Source organism: Streptomyces sp. NPDC028308 (assembly GCF_055565855.1).
Window position 1 is genome coordinate 243,274 of record NZ_JBVHTO010000006.1, and the last position, 26,139, is coordinate 269,412.

At 73.4% G+C, this 26,139-nt stretch carries 25 protein-coding genes; 6 read left to right on the forward strand and 19 right to left on the reverse strand.

The window, feature by feature from the left end:
* Positions 1–5 precede the first annotated feature (5 nt).
* The 4 genes from ACZ4VA_RS15575 to infC all read right to left on the reverse strand — a co-directional run bounded on the left by ACZ4VA_RS15575 (position 6) and on the right by infC (position 2,608).
* On the reverse strand, positions 6–863 hold the full coding sequence (locus ACZ4VA_RS15575; protein WP_356175301.1) for a TrmH family RNA methyltransferase: 858 nt from the start codon (positions 861–863) through the stop codon (positions 6–8).
* 214 nt (positions 864–1,077) lie between these two features.
* Complete coding sequence (rplT, locus tag ACZ4VA_RS15580) at positions 1,078–1,461, reverse strand: 50S ribosomal protein L20 (protein WP_030356289.1); 384 nt, start codon at positions 1,459–1,461, stop codon at positions 1,078–1,080.
* 96 nt (positions 1,462–1,557) lie between these two features.
* On the reverse strand, positions 1,558–1,752 hold the full coding sequence (gene rpmI / locus ACZ4VA_RS15585; RefSeq protein WP_003947156.1) for a 50S ribosomal protein L35: 195 nt from the start codon (positions 1,750–1,752) through the stop codon (positions 1,558–1,560).
* Positions 1,753–1,903: 151 nt separating this feature from the next.
* A complete protein-coding gene (infC, locus tag ACZ4VA_RS15590) occupies positions 1,904–2,608 on the reverse strand; it encodes a translation initiation factor IF-3 (RefSeq protein ID WP_355794573.1) in 705 nt (234 codons plus the stop codon).
* Positions 2,609–3,019: 411 nt separating this feature from the next.
* Here infC and ACZ4VA_RS15595 point away from each other — a divergent pair, with 411 nt between their 5' ends.
* Positions 3,020–3,376: a DUF1844 domain-containing protein gene (locus tag ACZ4VA_RS15595; protein ID WP_356175298.1), complete on the forward strand. Its 357-nt coding sequence runs from the start codon at positions 3,020–3,022 to the stop codon at positions 3,374–3,376.
* Position 3,377: 1 nt separating this feature from the next.
* On the opposite strand, the gene ACZ4VA_RS15600 is transcribed toward ACZ4VA_RS15595, so the two are convergent.
* Positions 3,378–4,112, reverse strand: a complete 735-nt coding sequence (locus ACZ4VA_RS15600) for an SseB family protein (protein WP_389390983.1) — start codon at positions 4,110–4,112, stop codon at positions 3,378–3,380.
* 150 nt (positions 4,113–4,262) lie between these two features.
* On the opposite strand from ACZ4VA_RS15600, the gene ACZ4VA_RS15605 reads away from it, so the two are divergent.
* Complete coding sequence (locus tag ACZ4VA_RS15605; RefSeq protein ID WP_388906279.1) at positions 4,263–5,219, forward strand: serine hydrolase; 957 nt, start codon at positions 4,263–4,265, stop codon at positions 5,217–5,219.
* A 245-nt stretch (positions 5,220–5,464) separates the two neighbouring features.
* Here the strand turns inward: ACZ4VA_RS15605 and mycP are convergent, their stop codons facing one another.
* Positions 5,465–6,634 carry a type VII secretion-associated serine protease mycosin gene (gene mycP / locus ACZ4VA_RS15610; RefSeq protein WP_402386177.1) on the reverse strand — a complete coding sequence of 390 codons (1,170 nt, stop codon included), beginning with the start codon at positions 6,632–6,634 and terminating at the stop codon, positions 5,465–5,467.
* Positions 6,631–7,611 carry a hypothetical protein gene (locus ACZ4VA_RS15615; RefSeq protein ID WP_468081666.1) on the reverse strand — a complete coding sequence of 327 codons (981 nt, stop codon included), beginning with the start codon at positions 7,609–7,611 and terminating at the stop codon, positions 6,631–6,633. The genes mycP and ACZ4VA_RS15615 overlap by 4 nt, the downstream gene beginning before the upstream one ends.
* An 864-nt stretch (positions 7,612–8,475) precedes the next feature.
* Here ACZ4VA_RS15615 and ACZ4VA_RS15620 point away from each other — a divergent pair.
* On the forward strand, positions 8,476–9,678 hold the full coding sequence (locus ACZ4VA_RS15620; RefSeq protein WP_356172614.1) for an amino acid deaminase/aldolase: 1,203 nt from the start codon (positions 8,476–8,478) through the stop codon (positions 9,676–9,678).
* Positions 9,679–9,844: 166 nt separating this feature from the next.
* Here ACZ4VA_RS15620 and ACZ4VA_RS15625 read toward each other — a convergent pair whose 3' ends face one another.
* From ACZ4VA_RS15625 to ACZ4VA_RS15645, 5 genes are read right to left on the reverse strand one after another with little or no spacing between them, the layout of a single operon-like run.
* Positions 9,845–10,762 carry a DUF2510 domain-containing protein gene (locus tag ACZ4VA_RS15625; RefSeq protein ID WP_452923542.1) on the reverse strand — a complete coding sequence of 306 codons (918 nt, stop codon included), beginning with the start codon at positions 10,760–10,762 and terminating at the stop codon, positions 9,845–9,847.
* Between the two features lie 42 nt (positions 10,763–10,804).
* Entirely contained in the window at positions 10,805–12,067 is a 1,263-nt protein-coding gene (locus ACZ4VA_RS15630; RefSeq protein ID WP_356244281.1) for an HAD family hydrolase, read from the reverse strand.
* A gap of 34 nt (positions 12,068–12,101) precedes the next feature.
* A complete protein-coding gene (locus tag ACZ4VA_RS15635; protein WP_356244278.1) occupies positions 12,102–12,893 on the reverse strand; it encodes a 3-oxoacyl-ACP reductase in 792 nt (263 codons plus the stop codon).
* Positions 12,890–14,299 carry an aldehyde dehydrogenase family protein gene (locus ACZ4VA_RS15640; protein ID WP_355786105.1) on the reverse strand — a complete coding sequence of 470 codons (1,410 nt, stop codon included), beginning with the start codon at positions 14,297–14,299 and terminating at the stop codon, positions 12,890–12,892. The genes ACZ4VA_RS15635 and ACZ4VA_RS15640 overlap by 4 nt, the downstream gene beginning before the upstream one ends.
* Before the next feature lie 8 nt (positions 14,300–14,307).
* Entirely contained in the window at positions 14,308–15,672 is a 1,365-nt protein-coding gene (locus ACZ4VA_RS15645) for a glutamine synthetase family protein (protein WP_355786107.1), read from the reverse strand.
* A gap of 77 nt (positions 15,673–15,749) precedes the next feature.
* Between ACZ4VA_RS15645 and ACZ4VA_RS15650 the strand changes: the two genes are divergently transcribed.
* Positions 15,750–16,496 carry a FadR/GntR family transcriptional regulator gene (locus tag ACZ4VA_RS15650; RefSeq protein ID WP_355786110.1) on the forward strand — a complete coding sequence of 249 codons (747 nt, stop codon included), beginning with the start codon at positions 15,750–15,752 and terminating at the stop codon, positions 16,494–16,496.
* 135 nt (positions 16,497–16,631) lie between these two features.
* Positions 16,632–17,315 carry a gamma-glutamyl-gamma-aminobutyrate hydrolase family protein gene (locus tag ACZ4VA_RS15655; RefSeq protein WP_468081671.1) on the forward strand — a complete coding sequence of 228 codons (684 nt, stop codon included), beginning with the start codon at positions 16,632–16,634 and terminating at the stop codon, positions 17,313–17,315.
* A 291-nt stretch (positions 17,316–17,606) separates the two neighbouring features.
* On the opposite strand, the gene ACZ4VA_RS15660 is transcribed toward ACZ4VA_RS15655, so the two are convergent.
* Entirely contained in the window at positions 17,607–18,545 is a 939-nt protein-coding gene (locus ACZ4VA_RS15660) for a LysR family transcriptional regulator (RefSeq protein WP_468081829.1), read from the reverse strand.
* Between the two features lie 98 nt (positions 18,546–18,643).
* On the opposite strand from ACZ4VA_RS15660, the gene ACZ4VA_RS15665 reads away from it, so the two are divergent.
* Entirely contained in the window at positions 18,644–19,771 is a 1,128-nt protein-coding gene (locus ACZ4VA_RS15665; protein WP_356172596.1) for a TDT family transporter, read from the forward strand.
* Here ACZ4VA_RS15665 and ACZ4VA_RS15670 read toward each other — a convergent pair.
* The 6 genes from ACZ4VA_RS15670 to ACZ4VA_RS15695 form a co-directional block, all read right to left on the reverse strand.
* Positions 19,737–20,507, reverse strand: a complete 771-nt coding sequence (locus tag ACZ4VA_RS15670) for a helical backbone metal receptor (protein ID WP_356172593.1) — start codon at positions 20,505–20,507, stop codon at positions 19,737–19,739. The genes ACZ4VA_RS15665 and ACZ4VA_RS15670 overlap by 35 nt on opposite strands.
* 58 nt (positions 20,508–20,565) lie before the next feature.
* Complete coding sequence (locus ACZ4VA_RS15675; protein WP_356172590.1) at positions 20,566–21,144, reverse strand: helix-turn-helix domain-containing protein; 579 nt, start codon at positions 21,142–21,144, stop codon at positions 20,566–20,568.
* A gap of 149 nt (positions 21,145–21,293) precedes the next feature.
* Complete coding sequence (locus ACZ4VA_RS15680) at positions 21,294–21,743, reverse strand: hypothetical protein (RefSeq protein ID WP_468081674.1); 450 nt, start codon at positions 21,741–21,743, stop codon at positions 21,294–21,296.
* Positions 21,744–21,856: 113 nt separating this feature from the next.
* Entirely contained in the window at positions 21,857–22,282 is a 426-nt protein-coding gene (locus tag ACZ4VA_RS15685; protein ID WP_468081676.1) for a hypothetical protein, read from the reverse strand.
* A 159-nt stretch (positions 22,283–22,441) separates the two neighbouring features.
* Positions 22,442–25,057 carry an ABC transporter permease/substrate binding protein gene (locus ACZ4VA_RS15690; protein WP_468081678.1) on the reverse strand — a complete coding sequence of 872 codons (2,616 nt, stop codon included), beginning with the start codon at positions 25,055–25,057 and terminating at the stop codon, positions 22,442–22,444.
* Positions 25,050–26,138 (reverse strand): quaternary amine ABC transporter ATP-binding protein, encoded by a 1,089-nt coding sequence (locus ACZ4VA_RS15695; RefSeq protein WP_355782022.1) that lies wholly within the window; start codon positions 26,136–26,138, stop codon positions 25,050–25,052. Before ACZ4VA_RS15695 ends, ACZ4VA_RS15690 begins: the two co-directional genes overlap by 8 nt.
* Position 26,139 lies beyond the last annotated feature (1 nt).

The window sequence follows — 26,139 nt, forward strand, 5'->3', positions numbered from 1 at the left end:
CCCTACTAGCTCTCGGTGACGGAGCGGCACCCTCCGGAGGCGCGCTGTGCACGGGCGGACGCGTAGAGACATACGGCGGCGGCGGTCGCGAGGTTCAGGCTCTCGGCCTTTCCGTGGATCGGGACGCGCACGACGGCGTCCGTGAGCGCGCGGGTCTCCTCCGGGAGCCCCCAGGCCTCGTTGCCGAAGACCCAGGCGGTGGGTCCGCCCATGGTGCCCTTGTCCAGCTCGTCGTCGAGGTCGTCCTGCCCGGCCCCGTCGGCGGCGAGGATGCGCACCCCGGCGTCCCTGAGTCCCTGGACGGCCCGCTCCACGGGCACGCCCACCGCGACGGGCAGGTGGAACAGCGAGCCGACCGAGGCCCGTACGGCCTTGGGGTTGTAGAGGTCGACGGAGGCGTCGGTGAGCACGACGGCCTCGGCGCCGGCCGCGTCGGCGCAGCGCAGGACGGTCCCGGCGTTGCCCGGGTCGCGGACGTGGGCCAGGACGGCGACGAGCTTCGGCCGGGCCGCGAGGATGTCCTCGAAGGGGGTGTCCAGGAACCGGCAGACGCCGACGAGCCCCTGCGGGGTGACGGTGGTGGAGATGTCCGCGATCACGTCCTCGTCGGCGAGGTGCACCCGGGCGCCCGCGGCCCGGGCGTCGCCGACGATGTCGGCGTACCGCTCGGCCGCCTCGACGGTGGCGAAGAGCTCCACGAGGGTGGCGTCGCCGCCGGCCCGGTGCGCGGCCGCCTCGCGCACGGCCTGCGGTCCCTCGGCGAGGAACAGCCGGTCCTTGCCCCGGAAGTTCCGCCTGGCCAGCCGCCGGGCGGCGGACACGCGCGGCGAGCGCGGGGAGATCGTCTCGGGGGCGGCGGGCATGGGTTCACCTTCGGGGTTCACGGCACGACAGGGAGGGTGGCGGAGTCTCACCGGCACGGCGGGTCCGCCTGCCCGGGACAGCCGAGGCGTCGTCCCGGCGCGGGGGCGGTGCGGGGCTGTGCGCCCGGGGCGCGGGGCTCCGGACGCAAGCGGACCCGCAGGCCGTGACGGCCTGCGGGTCCGATGCACTACCGGTTCGAGCCGGCGTCGAGCGTCAGGCGGCCTTCGGCGCGTTGACGTCCGAGGGAAGCGCCTTCTGGGCGACCTCGACGAGCGCGGCGAACGCGTTGGCGTCGTTGACGGCCAGCTCCGCGAGGATCTTGCGGTCCACCTCGATGTTGGCGGCCTTCAGACCCTGGATGAAGCGGTTGTAGGTGATGCCGTTGGCGCGGGCAGCGGCGTTGATGCGCTGGATCCACAGCTGACGGAAGTCGCCCTTGCGCTTCTTGCGGTCGTTGTAGTTGTAGACCAGCGAGTGGGTGACCTGCTCCTTGGCCTTGCGGTACAGGCGCGAACGCTGACCGCGGTAGCCGGAGGCCGCCTCGAGGATCGCCCGGCGCTTCTTGTGGGCGTTGACTGCCCGCTTGACGCGTGCCACTTGTTTAACTCCTTGTAGCGGGGCCGTGGATGTGGTCACACGGCCCGAAATCGATGGGGTCCCGGTCCAGACGTACGGCGCGTGGGCGCCGCCGCGTCACTTGCCGAGAAGCTTCTTGATCTTCTTGGCGTCGCCCGGGGCCATCTCGGCGTTGCCGGTGAGGCGGCGCGTCAGGCGCGACGACTTGTGCTCGAGCAGGTGGCGCTTGCCGGCACGCTCGCGGAGCACCTTGCCGGAGCCGGTGATCTTGAAGCGCTTGCTGGCACCGCTGTGCGACTTGTTCTTCGGCATAGCGCCGTTCTCTCCTCGTCAGTGGCGTTCCGGTGCCCGGTCGTGAAACCGGGCACGTCGGAACGTCATGTGTATGGGTTGGCATCCCTGGACCGCGTCCCGGGGCTCCCGGACTCTCGTCCTGGGGGCTCCGGGGCCGTCGCCCCGGGGATCAGGCCTCGGCGGACGCCTCGGCCGGTGCCTCGGCGGTCTCGGCGCCGGCGGTGGTGTCCTCACCGTCGGCGTCGCTCTCCGCGGCGTTCTGCGACTTGCCCGGGTTGGCCTTCGCTTCCGCCTTGCGAGCCGCCTGGGCCTCACGGGCCTCGGCCATCGCCTCGGTCTTCTTCTTGTGCGGACCGAGAACCATGATCATGTTTCGGCCGTCCTGCTTCGGGCTCGACTCGACGAACCCGAGGTCCTCGACGTCCGAAGCGAGACGCTGCAGCAGTCGGTAGCCGAGCTCCGGCCGGGACTGCTCGCGACCACGGAACATGATCGTGATCTTGACCTTGTCGCCCTGCTTGAGGAACCGGACGACGTGACCCTTCTTCGTGTCATAGTCGTGCGGGTCGATCTTCGGCCGGAGCTTCATCTCCTTGATGACCGTGTGCGCCTGGTTCTTGCGCGCCTCACGGGCCTTCATGGCCGACTCGTACTTGAACTTCCCGTAGTCCATGAGCTTGCAGACGGGCGGGCGAGCTGTCGCCGCCACCTCGACCAGGTCGAGGTCGTACTCCTGAGCAAGCTCAAGGGCCTTGGCAAGCGGAACAATCCCGACCTGCTCGCCGCTAGGACCGACAAGTCGCACTTCGGGAACGCGAATCCGGTCGTTGATGCGGGGCTCGGCGCTGATGGATCCTCCTCGGTAGCACCACACGGCGGTCTGGCGGACAGCCGCGTATGTCTCTGATGACACTTCGACCAACCGCCGTGGGGCATGAAAAATGCCCCGGACGGGACACAGGCGGGGCTCCAAGGGTTACCGGAGCACCGCCGCGGTCGACCGCGGGGCGCACTTCGGGCGACTCCATCGTCCGTACGGAACGATGGGGACCGCCTGACCGGGTGACCCGCCGTCCCGGAGGACAGTCGGGTGGGAGATCGGAGCCTCCACTTGTGGGCCGGAGCACAGGAGTGTCCGACCGGTCGTTACACAAGGTTAGCAGCTTCGGCCGGGCGCGGCTAACCGAGGCGGTCCGGGCCGCCCGCCGCGGCATCGGCGGGCGCCGGAGCGGGCGGGACGGGGCTGGGTGGGGAACCGCGCCGCCGTGGACCTATCGTGGGTGCCATGAGTGACACCCCTCCCCAGAACCCCGACTTCGACACCATGACCCGCGACATCGCCGAGGTCCCCGCGGTCGAGGTGATCGTGACGGTCGCCGTCAACCTGATGAGCGCCGCCGCCGTGAAGCTCGGTCTGACGGAGGAGGGCGAGGAGCACAAGGACCTGGACGAGGCCCGCAAGCTGGTGCACGCGCTGGCCGGGCTGCTCGACGCGAGCACCACCGAGATCAGCTCCTTCCACGCGGCTCCGCTGCGCGACGGCCTGAAGTCGCTCCAGCTGGCGTTCCGCGAGGCCTCCCTCGTCCCGGACGAGCCGGGACAGGGCCCGGGCGAGAAGTACACGGGCCCGGTCTACGGCTGACTCACACCTCGCGTACGTACAGGGGCTCGCCCGGCGGCGTCGCCTCGGCCGGCAGCAGTGCCAGGTCGAGGCCGCGCACCAGGCGGGCCCTCAGTGTCTCGTCGCCCGCCAGCCGCCCGGCGATCGCGCGGACGGCCTCGGCGGGCGCCGCGGACGGGTCGAGGACCAGGGCGAGGGTGCCGTCCGCCCGGCCCGGGCCGAGATGGGCGCGGAGCACGGCGGGCTCGGCCGCGAGGGCCGTCCGCACGGCCTCGGCGACGGCCGGGTCGCGCAGGGGGTCCGTGCTGGTCCGTCCCTCGGCGAGCGCGAGCAGCGCGGGGCCGGTCAGCTCGTAGGGCACCGGCCCGGCCAGGTCCAGCAGCAGTGTGTCCGCCTTCTCGTGCGCCGCGGCCTGCAGGGCCTGGTGCAGCGGTACGGCGACGGGGCGTGCCTGCGGGTCCCAGCGGGCGAGGGATTCCGTGGAGGTGAACGCGGGCAGGGCCGTGCGGTTGCCGGCCTTCAGGGTCGGCACCGCCATGTCGCTGGTCTTCTCGTGGCGCAGTCCGTTCTCGTCCTCCTCCACCTCGCCGAGGACGGCGACGACGGGCACCAGCAGCCGGGCGCCCTTGAGTGCCTCCAGGACCGGGGACTCCGCGCCGCGGTCCTCCGCCCAGGCCGCGAGTGCCGCGCTGAGCCGGGGATCGGCGGAGCCGTCGTCGTCGGGGAAGCCGGAGTCGGGAATGTTCTTGTTCGCCACGGTCACCGACCCTATCGGTGGGCCGCCGGCGCGCTTCCGCGGCCCTGGAAACCCGGTGTTCACACCCCTCACCGGTTTCTCAGGATTCCCTTACACACATCTGACGTCCCGCTGACGGTACGCACAGTCGGCGCGGCCAGCATCGCGGGCATGAGGTCTCCCCGCTCCCGCCCTCGTGCCCGTGCGCCCCGGCGCGTCCTGCTGTACGCCGCGGTGGCCTCCGCCGTGGTCGTCGGCGCCACGGGGGCCGGGACCGCCTACGTGAAGGCCGGGGCGCACGCGGGCACCGGCGCCGTATCGTCCCCGGCGGTGGCCCCGGCGTCGGCGGCGGCCGGTGAGGAGGCGTCGGTGGAACCCGTGGCGGAGCCCTCCGCGGACCGGGACGCGCTGCTGGCCGCGGCCATGCGGGCGGTGAGCGTCGAGGAGGGTGCCGACGTGTCGGTGGCCGTGCTGGACCTGGAGTCCGGTGAGAGCGCGGCGTACCGGGACGGCACCTTCGACACGGCCAGCATCGTGAAGGTGGACATCCTGGCGGCGCTGCTGCTCCAAGTCCAGGACGCCGGACGGCGGTTGACCCCGACGGAGCGGGCGTACGCCGCCGCGATGATCGAGCACAGCGACAACGCGTCCGCGACGGCGCTGTGGGACGCGATCGGCGGAGCGGCCGGGCTGGACGCGGCGAACGAGCGCCTCGGGCTGACCGGGACGACGGGCGGGGACGGCGGGCTGTGGGGGCTGACCCGGACCACGGCGGCCGACCAACTCGTACTGCTCCGGCAGGTGTTCGGGGACGACTCGGAGCTGAGTGACGCGTCGCGGACGTATCTCCGGAAGCTGATGGGCTCGATAGCCGTCGGCCAGGACTGGGGTGTCTCGGCGGCCGCCTCCTCCACCTCCGGGTCGGGCTGGGCGCTCAAGAACGGGTGGCTGCCGCGTGGTTCGACGGGGCGATGGGACATCAACAGCATCGGGCGGATCACAGCCGGCGGGCAGGAGTACCTGGTGGCGGTGCTGTCGGACGGCAACACCACGAAGGAGAAGGGCGTTTCGCTGGTCGAGGCCGCGGCGAAGGCGGCGGTCTCGGCGCTCCGGGAGACGGGCGCGTAGCGCGTACGGTGTCCGCTCGGGCCCTAGGGTCTGTCGTTTGGATCAGGTCGGCCGTGACGGACGGTTCGTCCCGGCCGACCCGAGCGGGGTCTGGTGCGTGCAGCTGCAAGGCGGAGGAGGGAGTCGAAGCGATGGGGGTCCCCCCGCTCGAGCGGAGCCGAGAGTGGGGGAGTCGGCGACCGACGACAACGCCGCAGATGTGCGTGCCAGACCCCGCGACACCGACCTGATCCAAACGACAGGCCCTAGGAGTCGTACCCGTGGGTGGTCCTGCGGCCGCGCCACAGGACGACCGCGGCGGCGAGCAGCACCGCGCCGAGGCCGCCGGCGAGCGGTCCCGCCCAGCCGGAGGAGTCGTCGTCCTCGGCGGCGTCGGGGCCCGGGCCGAAGTACCGCTGTCCGTACGCCGCCGAGCGCAGCCCCTCCGGTTTCAGCCGGCCGCCGGCCTCGATGGCGGCGGCGGGGTCGATGAAGCCGAAGCCGCGGGAGTCGTCGCGGCCGCCGTCGGGCGCGTTGCGGGCGGTGTCCTCCAGGAGCTGCTTGATCTGGGCGGGGGCGAGCCCGGGATGGGCGGCCTTGACCAGCGCGGCGGCTCCGGAGACGAACGCCGAGGCGGCGCTGGTGCCCCAGCCCTCGTAGTACCTGTCGTCGGGGTCCGCGATCACGACGTCGACGCCGGGGGCGCTGACGGTGGCGTACCAGCGGCGGGTGGAGAACGGGGCGCGGGTGCCGACCCGGTCGACGGCGGTGGCCGCGATCACGCCGGGGTAGGCGGCCGGGTACGAGATGTGGTCGCCCTTCTCGCCGCCGTTTCCGGCCGAGGCCACCACCACGGCGCCCTTCTTCAGCGCGTACTGCACCGCCTCGTCCTCGGCGGGTTCGGGGTGGGCGGACTTGGAGTCGTCGCCGAGGGAGAGGTTGATGACGTCGGCGCCGTGGTCGGCGGCCCAGCGGATGCCCTCGGCGAGGGCGTTGCCGCGGGTGTTGCGGGCCTTGCCGCGGGCGGAGTCGCCGTCTTCGAGGATGACGCGGACGGGGAGGATCTTCGCCTCGGGGGCGATGCCCATCACGCCGTCGCCGTTGCCCGCGCCGTGTCCGTGGCCGGCGATGATGCCGGCCATGGCGGTGCCGTGCCGGGCCCAGGCCCGGTCGCCGCGGCGGGCGCCGAAGCCGACCATGTCCTTGCCCGTGAGCACGTTGCCCGCCAGATCCGGGTGCCGGGCGTCGACGCCGGTGTCGAGGACGGCGACGGTGATCCCGGCGCCCCTGGTCGTGCGCCAGGCCTGCTCGGTGTGCAGGGCGTCGAGGGCCCACTGCTGGGCCCGTATGCCGTCGGCGTGGGCGCCGGTGGACGGCAGCAGGGCCAGCGAGCCGGCGAGGAGCAGGGTGAGGAGGCGGCCGGAGGCGCGGTTCACGACGGCCTCCTGGTGACCGTGGTGACCTTCTTGCGCAGGGCGCGCTCGACGCGGTCGGCGAGGCCCTGCGCCTCGTGGCCGAGGCCGGCCTGGGCGGGGGCCGTGGTGGCCCCGGACCGGGTGGCGTCGGGCGCGGGCTGCGGGGTGGCGACGGTGCGGCCGTCGGCGAATCCGGAGACCGCGTAGACGACGACGGGGGCGTCGGTGAGCACCGACACCGTCCAGGAGGCGCGCTGCCGGTCGCCGAAGCCCTCGGCCGGGGTGCCCTTCGCGGCGTACGGGCGGGGCATCAGGTCGGTGCGCCGGTCCAGGCGCTCCCGCCGGAAGCGGTTCTCCAGGGAGGTCATGCCCGCGGCGTCGGCCTTCGTGAACAGCAGCCCGACGGTGGTGACGTGGCTGCGGGTGGCGTCCGTGTAGGTGGCGCGCAGGAGCCGCAGGCAGCCGACGGGGGCGAGGGCCTTGCGCAGCAGCGGGTCGAAGGCGTCCTTGCAGCCGCTGTCGGGGGCGACGGCTATCCGGGTCCACGTGCGGTCGGCGCCGCCGGGTCCCGCGCCGTCGCCGTCGACGGTGGGCGGGAAGAGCGCGTCGACGGGGATGCCGTGCCAGAGGTTCCCGGCGGCCGCGAACGCGCCCGGCGATCCGGCCTCCGCAGCGCTGTCCCCGGTCAGCCAGCTCCCGGTCGCGGCACCGCCGATGAGCCCGAGCCCGAGGACGACGCAGGCGAGGGCCGTGAGGGTCCGGGGCCGAGTGCGGCCCTGCGGGCGCGCGGTGTCGTCGTACGTCTCGGGCTCCCCGAACGACACGTGGGGGCGCCCCTGCGCGGGGTCCGGACGGCGGGCGGCGGGAACGGCCCCGGACGGGGCGGTGCCGTCGCCGGGCCCCTGGTCGCGCAGGGGACGCAGGCGCCGGGTGGTCTCGCCGGGGGCGTCCTCGGGTACGGCGGTACGCCGGGGCGGCGCGGCGGGGGCCGCCGGCATGCCGTTCCGGCGGAGGCGGGGGTCGCTCCCGGCGGCGGCCGAGGGGGGTGCGTCGGGGAAGCGTGCGGAGGCCGGCGGAGGGGGCGGGGTGGTCGGGGTGCCGGTCGACGCGGTCTCCGGACGGCTCCGCGGCGCCCGCGGTCCGTCGGCGGAGGCGGGCCGACGGGCGGCGGTGTCTCCCGCGGACGTCCTCCCGGAGGCGGGCGCCCGGTACGGGGACCCCGGGGCGGGCGCCGGGCGCCTGCCGGGACCGGACGGGTCTCCCGGCGCGGGCGCGGGTCGGTGGCCCGGCCCGGGTCCGGACGGGTCTCCGGGGGCGGGGGCGGGCCGGTGGCCCGGCTCGGCGGTCCCGCCCGAGGCGGGTGCCGGGGTGCGGGGACGGTAGGGAGGCGGGGGCGGGGTCGCCGCCGTGCCGGGGCGGCGCGGGGCGCCGGGGCGGGAGGAGGGCATCGGCGGGACGGCGGAGTCCGCGCCGGGCGTCGGCGCCGGGGTGTCGTCCGCGGTGAAGTCCTCGCCGGGAGGCGCCGGCGGACGGGGCGGCGACGGCGGGCGCGGCGGAATGGACGCGCGGCGCGCTTCCGTGCTCATGCACCCCCCGTTCCTCGTCCCGGGCCATCGGCCCGCGGCGGAGATCGTGCGGGTCGCTTCACACGTGCCGGGAGGAGCCCGTCCGGCACGGTCAGGCATACCCGTGCGGACGCACCGTCACCCCGGCCGCGACCGGCCCGGGCAAGGCCGTTCCTCCCTGCGTGCGCGTCACTCTACGGGTTGACGCGGGCCCGGCGGGAACCAGTCCGCAGGCCCGGGGCATCTGCCCGGAACGTCCCCCTACCCTGCGGTAATCCTGTCTGGCAGGCTTCCTGCATGACCGTCCGCGCCGCAGACCGGGCCCGCTACGACCGGGCCACCGCTCACCTCGACGCCCCCGTCGCGATCGTGGACCTGGAGGCCTTCGACGCGAACGCCGACGACCTCGTCCGCCGGGCGGCGGGCAAACCGATCCGTGTCGCCAGCAAGTCCGTGCGCTGCCGCGGCCTCCTCGAACGGGTCCTGGCACGGGACGGATTCGCGGGCCTCATGTCGTTCACGCTGGCCGAGTCCCTGTGGCTCGCGCGCTCCGGCTTCGACGACGTCCTGCTCGCCTACCCCTCGGCCGACCGGAAGGGCTACGCCGAACTGGCGGGCGATCCGAAGCTCGCGGCGGCCGTCACCGTCATGGTCGACGACCCCGCACAGCTCGACCTGATCGACGCCGCGCGGCAGGGCGGCACCGAAGTCGTCCGGGTCTGCCTGGAGTTGGACACCTCGTTCAAGCTGCTCGGCGGCCGGGTCCGGGTCGGGGCACGCCGCTCGCCGCTGTACTCGGCCGCCCAGGTCGCCGAGATGGCCCGCGCGGTGGTCCGGCGGCCCGGCTTCGAGCTCGTGGGGATCATGGCGTACGAGGGGCACATCGCCGGGGTCGGCGACTCGCTCGCCGGGCGGCCGGTGCGGTCGCGCGCCATCCGGCTCATGCAGGCCGCGGCCCGCAGGGAACTCGCGGAGCGGCGCGCCGACGTGGTGCGGGCGGTGCGGGCCGTCGCGCCCGGCCTGGAGTTCGTCAACGGCGGCGGCACGGGCAGCGTGCAGCACACCGCGGCCGAGGACGCGGTGACCGAGATCGCGGCGGGGTCGGGACTGTACGTGCCGCGTCTCTTCGACAACTACACGTCGTTCAGCGGTCGTCCGGCCGCCCTGTTCGCGCAGCCGGTGGTCCGCAGGCCGGGCGTCGGGATCGTCACGGTGCTGGGCGGCGGCTATCCGGCGTCGGGTGCCCCCGGCGCCGACCGGCTGCCGGTCCCGTACCTGCCCGAGGGGCTGCGGTACGACCCCCAGGAGGGACCCGGCGAGGTGCAGACGCCTCTGCTGGGCTCGCCCGCGGACGATCTGCTCATCGGCGACAAGGTGTGGTTCCGGCACGCAAAGGCCGGCGAACTGTGCGAGCGGTTCGCGGAGTTGCACCTCGTGGAGGGCGACTCCGTGACGGCGACCGTCCCGACGTACCGCGGGGAAGGGCAGACCTTCCTCTGACCTGACGCGACTTGGTGATGTGACTAGGCGTCATGTGACTTGGCGTGATGTGACTTGGCGTGATCTGGGCCCGGGCGCACCCCCGGCTCGGACCGGCTCTGTCCGGCACGGCCAGGGCTGGTCAACTCGGCGTACCCAACGGGCACTTGACTAGACCCGCCGAGCCCTACCGGCCCGGTCCGATGCTGCTGCCCACTCCCCCGCCGGTGTCCGCGTCCCCGACCGGCCGGATTCCCCTGGTGATCTCGTCCATGTCGGAGACGGGCGGTCCCTCGTCCCCGGCGTCGAAGGCGAAGCGGACGATGACCGGCGACTGGGAGCCGGTGCTGGAGGGGAAGGCCAGCGACTCCACGTAGCCGCCGGGGCCCACGCCGGTCCTGACCCGCCAGCGCACGAAGTACCCGGCCCGGCCCGCGACGGCGACCGAACCGGCCTTCACCAGCTCGTGCGACGTGATGCCGCGGAACGGGCGCTTGTCCAACTGGTCGCGGTCGTAGGCGTTGTTCGCCGCTTCCTCGATGTCGTTCTCCGCGAGCGCCTTGGGCGACTTCTCGTCGTTGGAGGTGACCGTGCGCGAGACGACGCGGCCGTGCCGGCACAGACCGGGGTCGCCGGGGCAGTCGTAGGTGCCCGGGGTGGTCATGACGACGTCGTCCTCGGACACGTTCTCGGCCTTCACCCAGCCGTCCACCAACGGCAGGGTGATGCCGTTGAGTTCGTCCACGACGACGGTCGGGTCACCGGCCGTGCTCGCGGAAGGGCTCGGGGAGGTGCCGGTGGGGGCGGGGGTGGGCGAGGCGCTGCCCGGCGCGGTCCTGCTCTGCGTCCCGCCGCCGTCGTCGTCCCGGCCGAGGAGCACGGCGCCCGTCACGATCGAGGCGACCAGGACGGCCCCCGCCGCCGTGAGCGCGACGACCCGGCCACGGCGCGAGCCGCCGCCCGGGGCCGGCAGCGGCCGGGCGAGCGCCTCGGGGAGGGCCTCCGGCTGACGCCGGTGGTCGGTCCACGCGGTCCCGTCCCACCAGCGCTCGGTGAGCGGGTAGGACGGGTCGCGGTACCAGCCGGGCGGGGGCGTCATGCTCATCCCGGCACTCTAGGACGTGACGCGGACACCGGTACACGGGGCTCAGTGGACGGTGTCCTCCTGGTCGGGCACGACCGAGCCGTCGTCCCGCAGGACGGGTCCGCGGCTGCCGTCCGGCCCGTTGTACGCGCTCGTCGAGCACGGGTAGGGGTCCGGCTTCGGCGGAAGGGGGTCGATGAACATCGGGTTCACCACCCAGCGCCCGTCGGCGTCGTCGTACGCCCGGCACATGACCTCGCTCTTGTTGCGGTTGAGGACGAGGTGCGCGCCGGTGGCGTCGCCGACGAAGGTGACGTCGGTGTCGGCGTCCCCGCCGGCGACGGCCGGGCGGTGCCGCCGGTCCTGGCGCTCCCAGGCCGCGGCGCCCTCGACGCCGTAGATCTCCTGGTTGATCCAGCAGCGCTTGCCGTCGATGTACGGGATGGCCTCGCCCCGGTTCTCCGGTACGTCGCCGCAGCCCTGGTTCCAGGTGGTGATCCGCCCGTGCCGGTCGAGGACGGACCGGATGGCGATGGTGTGCCGAGCGTCGACGCCGACGCCGCGCGACCAGACCTCGGTGACGGGTTCGGAGCCGGCGGAGACGATGTAGACGTCGAATCCGGCGCGGCGCAGGGTGCGGATCAGGTCGCGCTGCTGGTCGTAGTAGCGGACGTAGGCCGGGACGGTGTGGGTGCCCAGGGTGCGGGTCGCGCCGACGGGTGCCGCGAGCGCCTCGGCGCGGGCCCTGCGGGCGTACGAGGAGAGTTCGGCGACGGTGTGCCCGGCGAACAGCTGGGGCACCCAGGCGTACTGGGGCACGGTGCGCCGGTGGTTCCAGTGCCCGGCGAAGGCGGCGGCGCCGCTCATGGTCCTGCCGCCCTCGCGGATCTCCAGGATCTCGTCGGTGCAGCGGGGCCGGGTGGAGGTCGGCAGGGGCGCGCCCACCGGCACGTCGGTGCCGCAGGCCTCGGTGAGGGCGCTGTCGGCCGCGTCGGTGAGCCACGCGCTGGTGTCGTGCCAGCTCTCCGGGCGCAGGATCCGGTCGTGCCGCAGGGCCCAGGAGATGGTGGCGTCGGTGACGTCGTTCTTGGTGACCGTGTTGTCCCAGTCGAAGGCGGCGACGGGGTGGCCGCCCCGCCCGGCGCAGCTGCCCCGCTCGTCGACGACCTGCTGGAGGTGGGCGCGGTTGTCGCCGTACCAGGGCAGGTGCCGGGAGAGCTGCGGGCAGGCGGGACGCGGGTCGGCCGGTGCCGCGCCGGCGGCGGGCGCTGCCGCCAGCGCGGCGGCCGCGACCATGGTCCACGCGAGGACGTGTCGGTATCGCATGGAATGTGGACCGTACACCGGCCGGGCGGCCCGGTCAGAGAGGCGTGACGTACGCGCCCGAGATACCGCCGTCGACCAGGAAGTCGGTGGCGTTCACGAAGGAGGAGTCGTCGCTGGCGAGGAACGCGACCGCCGCGGCGATCTCGTCCGCCTCGGCGAAGCGTCCGACGGGGATGTGCACGAGCCGGCGCGCGGCCCGCTCCGGGTCCTTCGCGAACAACTCCTGCAGCAGAGGGGTGTTGACCGGGCCTGGGCACAGGGCGTTCACCCGGATGCCCTCGCGGGCGAACTGCACGCCCAGTTCGCGGGACATGGCGAGGACGCCGCCCTTGGACGCGGTGTAGGAGATCTGCGAGGTGGCCGCGCCCATCCGGGCCACGAAGGACGCCGTGTTGATGATGGAGCCCTTGCCCTGGCGGCGCATGTAGGGGATGGCCGCCTTGCAGCAGAGGTAGACGGAGGTGAGGTTGACCTCCTGGACCCGCTTCCAGGCCTCCAGGCCGGTCTCCAGGATGGAGTCGTCGTCCGGCGGGGAGATGCCCGCGTTGTTGAAGGCGATGTCGACCGAGCCGTAGGTGTCGAACGCGGCCCGGAACAGCGCCTCCACCTCGTCGGGGTCGGTGACGTCGGTCTTCACGAAGATCCCGCCGGTCTCCTCGGCGGCCGCCTTGCCGCGGGTCTCGTCGACGTCGCCGCAGACGACGTGGGCGCCCTCGGAGGCGAGCCGGCGCGCGGTGGCGAGTCCGATGCCGCTGCCGGCGCCGGTGACGACGGCGGTACGGCCGACGAGACGGCGGCAGACGGGTGCGTCAGTCGATGCGGTCACTGTGCGGGGCCCTCCGTGCTGATGAAGACGTTCTTCGTCTCGGTGAAGGCGGTGAGGGCGTCGGGGCCGAGTTCACGGCCGATCCCCGACTGCTTGAAACCGCCGAAGGGAGTCCAGTAGCGGACGCTGGAGTGGGAGTTGACGGACAGATTGCCGGCGCGGACGGCCTGCGAGACGCGCAGCGCCCGTCCGACGTCCCGCGTCCAGACGGAGCCCGCCAGGCCGTAGTCGGTGGCGTTGGCGAGGCGTACCGCGTCGACCTCGTCCTCGAAGGGCAGGACGACGGCGACCGGTCCGAAGACCTCCTCGACGGCCACCCGGGCGTCCGCGGCCACGCCGGTGAGGACGGTCGGCGGGAACCAGAAGCCGGGGCCCTCGGGCGCCTTGCCACGGATGCCGGGGGCGTCGGCGGGGACGTAGGAGCGCACGCGGTCCAGCTGCGTCCGGGAGATCAGCGGGCCCATCGCGGTCTGCTCGTCGGCCGGGTCGCCGACGGTCACGGATTCGACGGCTGGGGCGAGGAGTTCGAGGAACCGGTCGTACACGGAGCGCTGCACGAGGATGCGGGTGCGGGCGCAGCAGTCCTGGCCGGAGTTGTCGAGGAAGGACATGGGAGCGGCGGCCGCGGCGGCCTCGATGTCGGCGTCGGCGAAGACGATGTTGGGGCTCTTGCCGCCGAGTTCGAGGGTGACGCGCTTGAGGCGGGCGGCTCCCTTGGCCAGCACCTGTTTGCCCACGGCCGTCGACCCGGTGAAGACGACCTTGGCGACGCCCGGGTGCTCGACGAGTGCGTTGCCCGCGACCGGGCCCCTGCCGGGGAGGACCTGGAAGAGATGCTCGGGCAGGCCCGCCTCCAGGGCGAGTTCGGCGAGCCGCAGGGCGGTGAGGGGGGTGGTCTCGGCGGGCTTGAGGACGACCGCGTTGCCCGCCGCGAGCGCGGGAGCCGTGCCCCAGGCGGCGATCGGCATCGGGAAGTTCCACGGCGCGATGACCGCGACGACGCCGAGCGGTTCGAGGATCGTGACGTCCAGGCCGCCGGGCACCGGGATCTGACGGCCGGTCAGCCGCTCCACTCCCCCGGCCGCGTAGTCGAGGAGGTCGCGGACGTTGCCCGCCTCCCAGCGGGCGTTGCCGATGACGTGACCGGCCTCGCGGACCTCCAGCCGGGCCAGTTCCTCGAGACGGCCGTCGACGACCGCCGCGAACCGGCGCAGGAGGCGCGCCCGTTCGCCCGGCGCTAGGGCCGCCCAGCGGGTCTGGGCGCGGGTGGCCCGCGCGACGGCCGCGTCGACGTCCTCGGCGGTGGCGGCCGGGACGGTGGCGACGACCTCGGCGGTCGCGGGGTTCAGGACCTTCAGCGTGTCGCCGGCGCCGTGGCCCGCGTGCTGGTCGGACGTGTGGGACAAGGCGGGCCTCACATGCGTTCGAAGGAGCGGCGCAGCTCCCAGTCGGTCACCGCGGCGTCGAAGGCGTCCAGCTCGACCCGCGCCATGTTGCGGTAGTGCGCGACGACCTCGTCGCCGAAGGCGGCGCGGGCGATGGGGCTGTTCTCCCAGAGCTCGGCGGCCTCGCGCAGGGTGGTGGGGACATGGTCGTAGTCGGCCGCGTACGCGTTGCCCGCGCAGGGCTCCGGCAGCTCCAGTTCGTGCTCGACGCCGTACAGGCCGGCCGCGACGAGTCCGGCGACGGCCAGGTGCGGGTTGACGTCCCCGCCGGGCAGCCGGTTCTCGAAGCGCAGCGAGCGGCCGTGACCGACGACGCGCAGGGCGCAGGTGCGGTTGTCGTGGCCCCAGGCGACGGCGGTCGGCGCGAAGGAGCCGGGCTGGAACCGCTTGTACGAGTTGATGTTGGGGGCGTAGAGCAGCGAGAAGTCCCGGAGCGCGGCGAGCTGGCCGGCGAGGAAGTGCCGCATGAGGGGCGACATCCCGCCGGGCCCGTCGCCCGCCATGGCGTTGGCGCCGTCCTGGTCGGCGAGCGAGAGGTGGATGTGGCAGGAGTTGCCCTCGCGCTCGTTGTACTTGGCCATGAAGGTGAGGGAGACGCCTTCCTGGGCGGCGATCTCCTTGGCCCCGGTCTTGTAGACGGCGTGCTGGTCGCAGGTGACGAGCGCCTCGTCGTACCGGAAGACGATCTCGTGCTGGCCTGGATTGCACTCGCCCTTGGCGGACTCGACGGTCAGCCCGGCGGCCTGCATCTCGTTGCGGATGCGGCGCAGCAGGGGTTCGATGCGGCCGGTGCCGAGGACCGAGTAGTCGATGTTGTACTGGTTGGCGGGTGTCAGTCCCCGGTAGTGCGCGTCCCAGGCCTGCTCGTAGGTGTCCTTGAAGACGATGAACTCCAGCTCCGTGCCGACCTGGGCCGTGTAGCCGAGTCCGGCCAGCCGCTCCAGCTGGCGGCGCAGGATCTGGCGCGGTGCCGCGACCACCGGGGAGCCGTCCTCCCAGGCGAGGTCCGCGATGAGCAGGGCGGTTCCCTCGTTCCAGGGGACCCGGCGCAGGGTGCCGAGGTCCGGGTGCATGGCGAAGTCGCCGTAGCCCCGGTCCCAGGAGGACATGCCGTAGCCCTCGACCGTGTTCATCTCGGTGTCGACGGCGAGCAGGTAGTTGCAGCCCTCGGTGCCGTGCTCCAGGACCTCGTCGAGGAAGAAGCGGGCGGCGAACCGCTTGCCCTGGAGCCGCCCCTGCATGTCGGGGAAGGCCAGGACGACCGTGTCGATCTCACCGCCCGCGACGAGGGCGTGCAGCTCCTCGACGGCGAGCGGGGGTGTGCGGTCTGCCACGGGAAGGGCCTCCTTCGGTCAGCCGGAAGCCATAAGGTATTGCGGAGAACCATTGCTTGGGAAGGGGGCACGACCGGATGCCGCAGACGGATTCCGGCGGTGACGCGGGGGGGTTCGCGGACCGGCTGACGCCGGTGCTGCGGCCGGTGCGGGCGGGCAACGGCTTCGAGGAGGCGCTCGAACAGATCCTCCAGGTCGTCCGGCTCGGCCTGGTGCCCGGCGGCGAGCGGCTGCCGGCCGAGCGGGAGCTGGCGGAGCGGCTGGGCATCAGCCGGGTGACGCTGCGCGAGGTGCTGAAGGTGCTCCAGGACGAGGGGCTGGTCGAGTCGAGGCGCGGCCGGTACGGCGGCACGTTCGTACGGGCGCGCGCCGACGCGGCCGGCGAGGACGAGCTGCGCCGCCGCAGCCGGGCGGTCGACATCGAGGACGTGCTGCGCTTCCGGGAGGTCCTTGAGGTGGGCGCGGCCGGGCTGTGCGCGACTCACGGCCTCACCGCGGAGCAGGCGGCCCGGCTGCGCGGGGCGCTGGCGGGCACGCACGACGCCCCGCTGGCGGAGTACCGGCGGCTGGACACCCTGCTGCACCTCACGCTCGCCGAGCTGTCCGGTTCCCCCTCGCTCACGGCCCGGTACGCGGCCGTACGGGCGAGTCTCAACGACCTGCTCGACTGCATCCCCCTGCTGGTGCGCAACCTTGAGCACTCGCAGCGCCAGCACATCGCCCTGGTCGAGGCCGTGCTGGACGGGGACGCGGACGCGGCCCGGGAGATCATGCGCGAGCACTGCGCGGGGACGGCAGCCCTGCTGCGCGGCTTCCTCACGTGATCCACCGGAACCCCGCCAGGACTTGCTTTACCTCCGTCCGTCCCGCAAAGGTATGAACGTGCTCCATTGAATCCCGGAGCATGCGTCCCCTCCGCGCGGGAAGGCCCCGCCGCACCACGGCACGAGGAGAGCAGCGTGGGCAGACCGCTGATCGGCGTGAGTACGTACTACGAGACCGGCGTGCGCTGGGGCGTGTGGACGCTCGACGCCGTACTGCTGCCGGACGGCTATCCGCGTCTGGTGCGGCAGGCGGGCGGGCTCGCCGTCATGCTGCCGCCGGACGATCCGGCCTACGCCGCGCAGACCGTCGCCCGTCTGGACGGGGTGGTCGTGGCGGGCGGCCCGGACGTCGACCCCGCGCGCTACGGCGCCGAGCGCTCCCCGCTCACGGGGCCGCCCGCGCCTGCCCGGGACGCCTGGGAACTCGCCCTGATCGAGGCCGCGTTGGCGTCCGGGACCCCTTTGCTGGGGATCTGCCGGGGGATGCAGCTGCTGAACGTCGCCCTCGGCGGCACCCTCGTGCAGCACCTGGAAGGGCACGTGAAGGACGTCGGCGTCTTCGGGGAGCACGAGGTGCGGCCCGTGCCCGGGACGCGCTACGCGGACGCCGTACCCGAGCCCGCTTCCGTACCGGCCTACCACCACCAGGCGGTGGAGCGCCTCGCCGAGGGCCTGATCGCCTCGGCCCACGCGGACGACGGGACGATCGAGGCGGTCGAACTCCCCGGCGGTTCCTGGGCGCTCGGGGTGCAGTGGCACCCGGAGATGGGCGAGGACCCCCGCGTGATGCGGGCCCTGGTGCGGGCCGCGTCCGCGTGAGCGACGGGCGCCGAGCCGGACCGTCCGCGACGCCCGAGACGGCCGGTGGCGCCACCCCTGACGAGGAAGGACGCCACGGCCGTTTCCGTGCTGCGGCGGACGCGGCCCGTCAGGCGCGTCCGCTCGCCCTGCCGCCAGCGCGCCCCGTGCGCCACGGCCCGGACGGCGGCGAGCACCGGCGCGGCGAGCACGACGCCGCCCCCGGGGCCACCGGCAGCCGGTCCGACGGGAGCTTCGTGGGGCCGGGGACGCCGCTCGGCGGTCCTTGGGCGGCGGGGCTCCGGAGACCCCCTAGGCGCGGCTCCGGGTCAGGGTCAGCAGGTCCCTCGCCGGGCCCGTCGGGCGGTGGCCCGTGGGCCAGACCGCGCGCAGCGACCGGTGCAGCCGCACGTCGGCCAGCGGGATGCCGACCAGGCGGTGGGAGGACAGCTCCTCGCCGAGGGCGAGTTCGCTCAGCACAGCCGGGCCCGCGCCGCTCACCGCCGCCGCCTTGACCGCCGTGGTCGAGGACAGTTCGAGCAGCGGCAGGGCCAGCCCGCCCAGCGCCGCGTCGAGGACCTGGCGGGTGCCCGAGCCCTTCTCACGGAGGATGAGAGGCGTCGCCGCCAGCTCCGACGCCGCGAGCGGGGCACGCCGCCGCGCCCAGGGATGGCTCGGCGCGACCACCACGATGAGGTCGTCGTGCGCGATGACCACCGAGTCCAGCCCGGCCGGAGCCGCCAGCCCCTCCACGAACCCGAGGTCGGCCTCGTCGGCCAGCAGCCGTTCGGCGACCGCCGCCGAGTTGCCCGCGAGCAGCGACACCGCCGTGTCCGGACGCTGGGCGCGCAGCGCGATCAGCCAGCCCGGCAGCAGGTACTCGGCGATCGTCATGCTCGCCGCCACCCGCAGCCGCGAGTCACGCCGGCCCCGCAGCGCCTGCGCGCCCGCGTCGAACGCCTCCGCCGCCTCGACGATCCGCCGCGCCCAGTCGGTGACCAGCACCCCGGCGTCGGTCAGGCGCGAGCCGCGCGGCGAGCGGTCCACCAGGGCGACGCCGAGCTGCCGCTCCATGGATCGGATCCGGCTGCTGGCGGCCGGCTGCGTGATGCCCACCTCACGGGCGGCCCGCCCGAGGCTGCCCAGCCGCGCCACGGCCAGCAGCAGCTCCAGCGCGCCGAGGTCGGGCACCCGGTGCGCGATGCCGGCCGCTTGCGCCGTCCCGCCCGCCGGCTGCGGCTCCTCAGCCATCTCCACCACGCCCACGCTCCTCGCCCATAAACCCAGCTTATGCCCTCATAGACGCATAGTCCCTGGTGGGGGGCCGGTCCCGGCGGCACCGTGGACCCATGGTCACCGCAGCCCAGCCCCTCGCGCTCCTCCCCGCCGCCGAGTCCCGCCGCCCGCGGGCGGTCGCCGTCCGGCACCTCGGGCCGAACTGGTACGCGTGCGTGATGGGGACGGCGATCGTGGCCACGGCGGGCGCGGGGCTCCCCGGGGACGTCCCCGGACTGCGGACCGCCTGCACGGGTGTCTGGGCGCTCTCGCTGATCGCGCTCGCCGTCCTGCTCGGCGCCCGGGCCCTGCACTGGGTCCACCACCGCGACCAGGCTCGCGCGCACCTCCTCGACCCCGCGATGGCGCCGTTCTACGGCTGCCTGGCGATGGCCCTGGTCGCGGTGGGCGGCGGCGCGCTCGTCGTCGGCGAGGACTGGATCGGCACCGGCGCGGCGCTCGCCCTGGACGCCGTGCTGTTCACCGCCGGTACGGCCGTCGGTCTGGCCGCGGCCGTGGCGGTGCCGTACCTGATGGTGACCCGGCACCGGGCCGCCCCCGGCACGGCCACACCGGTGTGGCTGCTGCCCGTCGTCGCGCCGATGGTGTCTGCCGCCGCGGGCCCGCTCCTCGTGCCCCACCTGCCGCCCGGGCAGGCCCGGGAGAGCCTCCTGTTCGCCTGCGTCGCGATGTTCGGCCTGAGCCTGCTGGCCACCGCCCTGCTGCTCCCGCTGGTCTTCGCCCGCCTGCTGTCCGCCGGGCCGCTCCCGCTCGCCCTGACCCCGACCCTGTTCCTGGTCCTCGGCCCGCTCGGCCAGTCCACGACCGCCGCCGACAAGTTCGCCCGGTACGCCCCCGGTGCCGTCCCCGTCCCGTACGAGCGGGGCCTCGGGGTCCTCGCGGTGCTGTACGGCGTCCCGGTCATGGGCTTCGCCCTGCTCTGGCTGTGCCTGGCCGGCGCGATGGTGCTGCGGGCGCGGCGCCGGGGCATGCGGTTCACCATGACCTGGTGGGCGTTCACCTTCCCGGTGGGGACGTGCGTCACGGGCGCCGAGGGGCTCGCCCGGCGCACCGGGCTGGTCGCGTTCGACGCCCTCGCCGTCGCCCTGTACGCGCTGCTCGTGGCGGCCTGGGCGGTGGCGGCCGTCCGGACGGGCCGCGGGCTGGTCAGCGGCGAGCTGCTCGCAGCGCCTCGCCGATGACCCGCGGGGCCTCGGCCAGCGAGGGCCCGTACCAGGTGAGATGGCGCCCGCTGACGAGCGCGCAGGGCGTCCCCGCGAACGCCTCGGGCCCGTCCTCGGCCGTGAAGCGGTAGGGCTCGTCCGGCAGCACCACGAGGTCGGGGTCCGCCTCCCGCAGCTCCTCCAGAGGGACACGCGGATAGCGCTCCGCGTGCGCCGCGTACAGGTGGTCCACGCCCAGCCGGGCCAGCACGTCCCCGGCGAAGGTGTCCCGGCCCAGCACCATCCAGGGTCGCCGCCAGACGGGCACGACGGCCGTCGTACGGCGTGCCGGGCCGCCGGACGAGGCGAGCGGCCCGGGCAGGTCCGGCTCCGACCACGCCGCCTCCGCCTGGTCGAGCCATCGCGGGCGCCCCTTCGCCCCGCAGGCCCGCAGCACGCGGTCCAGTTCACGGAAGGCGCCGGGCACGTCGCGTACCTCGGTGACCAGGACCTCGACTCCGGCGGCGCGCAGGGCGGCGAGGTCGGGCTCGCGGTTCTCCTCCTCGTTGGCGACGACCAGGTCGGGGGCGAGCCGGCGGACCGCGTCGACGTCGGGGTTCTTGGTGCCCCCGATCCGGGCGACGTCGAGGCCCGCCGGGTGCGTGCACCAGTCGGTGGCGCCGACGAGGGCGCCGGGCAGCGTCTCGGCGACGGCCTCCGTGAGCGAGGGCACGAGCGAGACCACGCGGGTCACCGCGCCCCGGGACCCGGTCATGACAGGCGTCTCCTCACAGGGTTCCGCGGACGGCGGAAGAACGGACGGACGGGCCGGGTCAACGGCCGCCGAAGGCGTGCCGGTCCTCCAGCGGGTCGATGTGGTCGGCGACGGCCACGACGACGACCCGCGTGTCCGGCACGGTCGCCCGCCACCGGTGCCGCACGCCGCCCGTCAGGTACAGGGTGTCGCCGCGTCCGAGACGGTGCGCCCGCCCCTCCGCCTCGACCTCCACGGCCCCGTCCGCGACGTACATCAACTGGTCGTTGCGATGCTGGAGTTCGCGGCCCGCGTCGTGGTCGCCGGTGAACTCCGTGGCGTGCAACTGGTGGTGACCGCGCACCAGGGGGCGCACATGGGCTTCGGGAGTGAGTTCGGCACCGTCGGCGCGCACGACGTCGACACTGCACGCCGGGTCGGCGGCGGCGAGCAGTTCACCCGCGGTGGTGTCCAGGGCGCCGGCCACCCGCTCCAGGCTGCGCCTGCTGGGCCTGGCCCGCTCGTTCTCGACCTGGCTGAGGAAGGGCACCGACAGGCCGCTGCGCTCGGCCACGACGGCGAGGGTGAGCTCCAGTGCCCGGCGCCGCCGCCGGACGGCCGCGCCCACCCGCAGGGGCTGTTCTTTGTGGTCGCCCATAGCTCCGGCTCCCTCCTACGCTCGTCGGTCCACCGCTTCCGGCCGATTCTCACCGTGCTGCTTCTGATGAGTTGTCTGCACCCTACGCATGTTCGGCAAACCGTTTCACGCGGCCGTCACATCGCCGTCATGCCGGGGGACGCCCGGGGTCACAGTTCGCGCCAATAGAGGAGCTGTCCCGACTCACCCGGCGCCGCCCCCTCCTGAGGGACGAAAACGCTGACCAGCAGCGCCGGGCGGCCCCTCGGACCTGTGAGCAGGGTCGCCGAGGGGTTGGCGAAGGCGCGGCTGCCGCCGTGGGTGCGCGGGCTGAGCCGGCCGGCCCGTCCGGTGGCGGGATCGTAGGCGTACGTCCGCCAGCTCCCGAAGTCACCGCGGTGGCGCTGGCCCTCGATCAGGACGAGGACGGCGCCGTCGAGCCGGAACCGGGAGCGGTCCCCTATGTTGCCGCCGGTCCCCCAGGACTCCAGGGCGCGGTCGAGCCGCTGGTCGGGACGGGCCCGCCAGGAGGTGAAGTCCGTGAGCACGGCGCTCAGTTGACGGTCGGTGTCGCACGCCGCGCGGTAGTGGCCGGTCAGCCGGCCCGTGCCGCCGCGCACCGAGGTGACGTCCGGCGTGCCCTCGGCGCAGCGGGACAGGGTGCGCGGCGCGTCGAACGACCGGTCGAAGTCACCGGCCGGCAGCGCCGCTCGGGTCCGGTAGCCGCGTACCGCTATGTGGTTGTCCGGATCTTTTTCGTAGGCGAGGACGTAGCCGCCACGGTCGTCGGGAGCGAGGGGGGCTGGCTCGTCCCGGCGCCGAAGTCGTGCCGGCGGGTCCAGGTGCGCAGGTCGGCCGAGGTGGCGAGCGCCGCGTGGAACCGGCCGTCGGCGAGGGCGGTGTGGTAGACGGCGAGGTATCCGCCGCCGGGTGCCTGCACGATCTGCGCGGCGTCCATCGTGCGGCCCGTGCCGTCCCGGGTGCCGTAGGTGTGGCCGTCCGAGTCGCGCACGTCCCCGGCCAGTTCCACGAACCGTGAGGCCGCCCCGGACACGGCCCGCGCGCCGGTGTGGGGCAGCGGGCCGAGCAGCAGCACGACGGCCGCCGGTACCGCGAGGAGGGCGGCGAGCGGCGCGGACCTGGGCGGACGTGCGGTCACGGCGGGCTTCTCACAGGGGCGGGCGTACGGGCGGAGTCGAGCGTACGGAGACTCCCGCGCCCCGGGAACGCCGTGAGGGGTGGGCTTCGCCACACGCACGGGACCGTGCGGCGAAACCCACCCCTCACCACCGGCCGGAGCCGGGCGCGGAGCTCGCGACTACTGCGGCGCCATCCGCTCCACCATGTCCGGGTGCTCCTTCAGCCACGCGGCGACGGCATCCTCCTCGTGCCCCTGGCCGCGGTCCTTGATCTCCGCCTCCAGGCTGCCGAGTTCGTCCTCGCTCATCCTGAAGTCCTTGATCCACTTCGTGAGCTGCGGATACCGCGCGGGGAACTTCTCGCTGGAGATGGTGCGGATCGTGTTGCCCTCGCCGAAGAGCTTCTTGTCGTCCTTCAGCTTGGTGAGGCCGTACTCGCTGTAGGCCCAGTGCGGGGACCACAGGACGACGGCGACGGGCTCCTTCTTGGCGTACGCGCGCTTCAGCTCGGCCAGCATCGCGGGCGTGGAGCCGTCGACGACCTTGTACTCCTTGTCCAGGCCGTAGCCGGGCAGGACCTTCTTCTTGAGGAGGTTCATCTCGCCGGTGCCCGGCTCGATGCCGATGATCTTCCCGTCGAAGGTGCCCGCCTTGCCCTTGAGGTCCTCCAGGGACTTCACGCCCTTGACGTAGGAGGGCACGGCGACCTCCAGCGACGTGGGCTCGTACCAGGTGCCCAGGTCCTTCAGGTCGTCCTTGTGCTTGTCCCAGTAGTTCTTCTGCGCGTAGGGCAGCCACGCGTCGAAGTTGACGTCCAGGTCACCGCTCGCGAGGCCGGTGTAGACCGGGCCGACGTCCATCTGCTTGAGGTTCAGCGTGTAGCCGCGCCGGGCCAGGACGTTCTTCCAGAGGTAGGTGACGGCGACGTCCTCGTCCCAGGGGAACCAGGCGACGTTGACCGCGCGCTTCGCCTCGGCCGGGGCGTCGGACGCGCTCTTGACCGGGGCCAGCTTGTCGACGACACCGGGGTTCCGCTTCAGCCAGGCGCGGACGGCGTCCTGCTGCCTGCCCTTGCCCGCCTTGTTGATCTCCGCCTCGAGACCGGTGAGCTGCTTCTCGGTCATCCGGAAGTTCTTGAGCCACTTGGCGACGACCGGGTCGTCCTGGGCGAAGCCCTTGCGCGCGAGGGTGTGCACCCCGTCGCCCTTGCCCCAGGCGCCCTCGGGGTCCTTGAGCTTCTTCAGCCGGTAGTCGCTGTACGCCCAGTGCGGCGACCACAGGGTGACGACGACCGGCTTCTTCTTGGCGTAGGCGCGCTTCAGCTCGGCCAGCATCGCCGGCGTGGAGCTGTCGACGACCTTGTACTCCTTGTCGAGCCCGTACTCCTTGAGCACCTTGCTCTTGAGCAGGCCCATCATCCCGGCGCTGGACTCGATGCCGGTGATCTTGCCGCCGAACTCGTCCGCCCGGCCCTTGAGGTCGGCCAGCGAGTCGACGTCCTTCATGTACGCGGGCACGCTCAGCTCCAGCGACGTCGGGCCGTACCAGGAGCCCAGGTCGTCGAGCTGCTTCCCGTACTTCTTCCAGTACTCCGCGTGCGTGGTCGGCAGCCAGGAGTCGGTCTGGAAGTCGATGTCGCCCTGCGCGAGGGAGGTGTAGAGCGGTCCCGCGTCGAACTGCTTGGTGTCGACGTCGTACCCGCGCTTCTCCAGGATCTCCTTCCACAGGAAGGTGGAGGCGACGCCCTCGTCCCAGGGGATGTAGCCGATGGTGATCTTCTTGCCCTGCCCGACGTTCTTGCCGTCGGAGGCGGCGGTGGTGCTGTCCCCGGACCCGCCGAAGACGCCCATGCCGCCCGCGACCAGCGCGAGCACGACCATACCGACGACGGCGACGGCCGGGCGCGGGCGGTAGGACCAGACGGTGAGTCCTCGCGCGGCGCGCAGCTTGGCGGCGGCGCGGCGGCCGAGCGGCGAGACCTGGGTGCCCAGGGCGCTCGTCATGCGGTCCAGGTAGATGGCGAGGATGACGATGGCGACACCGGCCTCGGAGCCGAGGCCCACGTTCAGCTGGCCGATGGCCTCGTTGACGTCGCCGCCGAGACCGCCGGTGCCGACCATGCCGGCGATGGCGGCCATGGACAGGCCCAGCATGATGACCTGGTTGACGCCGGCCATGACGGTGGGCAGCGCCAGGGGCAGCTGGATGCGCAGCAGGGTGTTGCCGGGTGTGGTGCCGAACGCGTCGGCGGCCTCGACCAGTTCCTTGTCGACCTGGCGGATGCCGAGCTCCGTCATCCGCACGCCGGGTGCCAGCGCGAAGATCAGGGTGGCCACGATGCCCGCGGGGGCGCCGGTGCCGAAGAAGAGGATCGCCGGGATGAGGTAGATCATCGCGGGCAGCGTCTGCATGAAGTCGAGGACCGGCCGGACCAGTCCGCTGACCCGGTCGGAACGCGCCGCCCAGATACCCACGGGCACGGAGATCACCAGCGCGATGAGCGTCGCCACGAGGACGAGCGACAGCGTCACCATCGCGTCCTCCCACAGTTCGAGGGAGTCGATGAAGGCGAAGCCCACGAAGGTGAGGACACCGGCGGAGGTCCCGCGCAGCCAGAAGGCGATCACGGCGAAGATGCCGGCGAGGAGCAGCGGTTCGGGGGCCTGGAGGACGGCGTCGATGCCGTCGAAGGCGCCCAGGAAGACGGTCTTGAGGAAGTCGAACAGCCACGACATGTGGTTCAGCAGCCAGTCGACCGCGTCGTTGACCCAGTCGCCGAAGGGGATCCTAGGCACCGGCCGTCACCACCTGGACGCCGGTGCCGCCCGGGGCGCCGCAGGACGCGGGCTCACCCTGCTGGTCGCCGAGGAAGCCGACGAGCCGCTGCCGGGGCACGACCCCGACCAGTCCGCGCTCGCCGTCGAGCACCGCGACCGGGTGCGACAGCCGGGCGCTGATCGCGCACAGCTCGGTGAACGAGGTGTCGGGCGTGGCGGTCTCGCAGGAGCAGTCCGCCTCGTCGCCGCGTACGTCCGTGTCCATCACCGATTCCGCGGTGAGCACCCGGGAGCGGTCGACGTCCTGGGTGAAGGAGGCGACGTAGTCGTTCGCGGGGCGCACCAGGATGTCCTCGGCGGTGCCGGTCTGGACGATGCGGCCGTCGCGCATCACGGCGATCCGGTCGCCCAGTCGCATGGCCTCGTTGAGGTCGTGCGTGATGAAGACGATGGTCTTCTTGAGCTTCTTCTGCAGTTCGGTCAGCTGGTCCTGCATGTCACGCCGGATCAGCGGGTCGAGCGCGCTGAAGGACTCGTCCATCAGCAGCAGATCGGCGTCGGTGGCGAGCGCGCGGGCCAGACCCACACGCTGCTGCATGCCGCCGGACAGCTCGTCGGGCCAGGAGTCCTCCCAGCCGGCGAGGCCGACCATCTCGAGCGCCTGCGCGGCGCGCTCCCTGCGTTCGGCGCCCGGCACGCCCTGGACCTCCAGGCCGTAGGCGGCGTTCTCGCGGACGCTGCGGTGCGGGAAGAGCGCGAAGTGCTGGAAGACCATGCTGATCTTCTTCGAACGGACCTCGCGCAGGGCCCGCGGGCTCAGCCCCGTCAGGTCCTGGCCGTCGAAGCGCACGTGTCCGGAGGTCGGCTCCAGCAACCCGTTGAGCATGCGCAGCAGCGTGGACTTGCCCGACCCGGACAGGCCCATGACCACGAAGATCTGGCCCGGTTCCACCGTGAACGAGGCGTCGATGACGGCGGCGGTGGCGCCGTCCTCACGCAGTTCCTCGCGGTCGGCTCCCGAACGGAGCCGTTCCACCGCGTCTTCGGGTCGTCTGCCGAACACCTTGTACAGATGTTCCGCTTCTAGCCTGGATGCCACG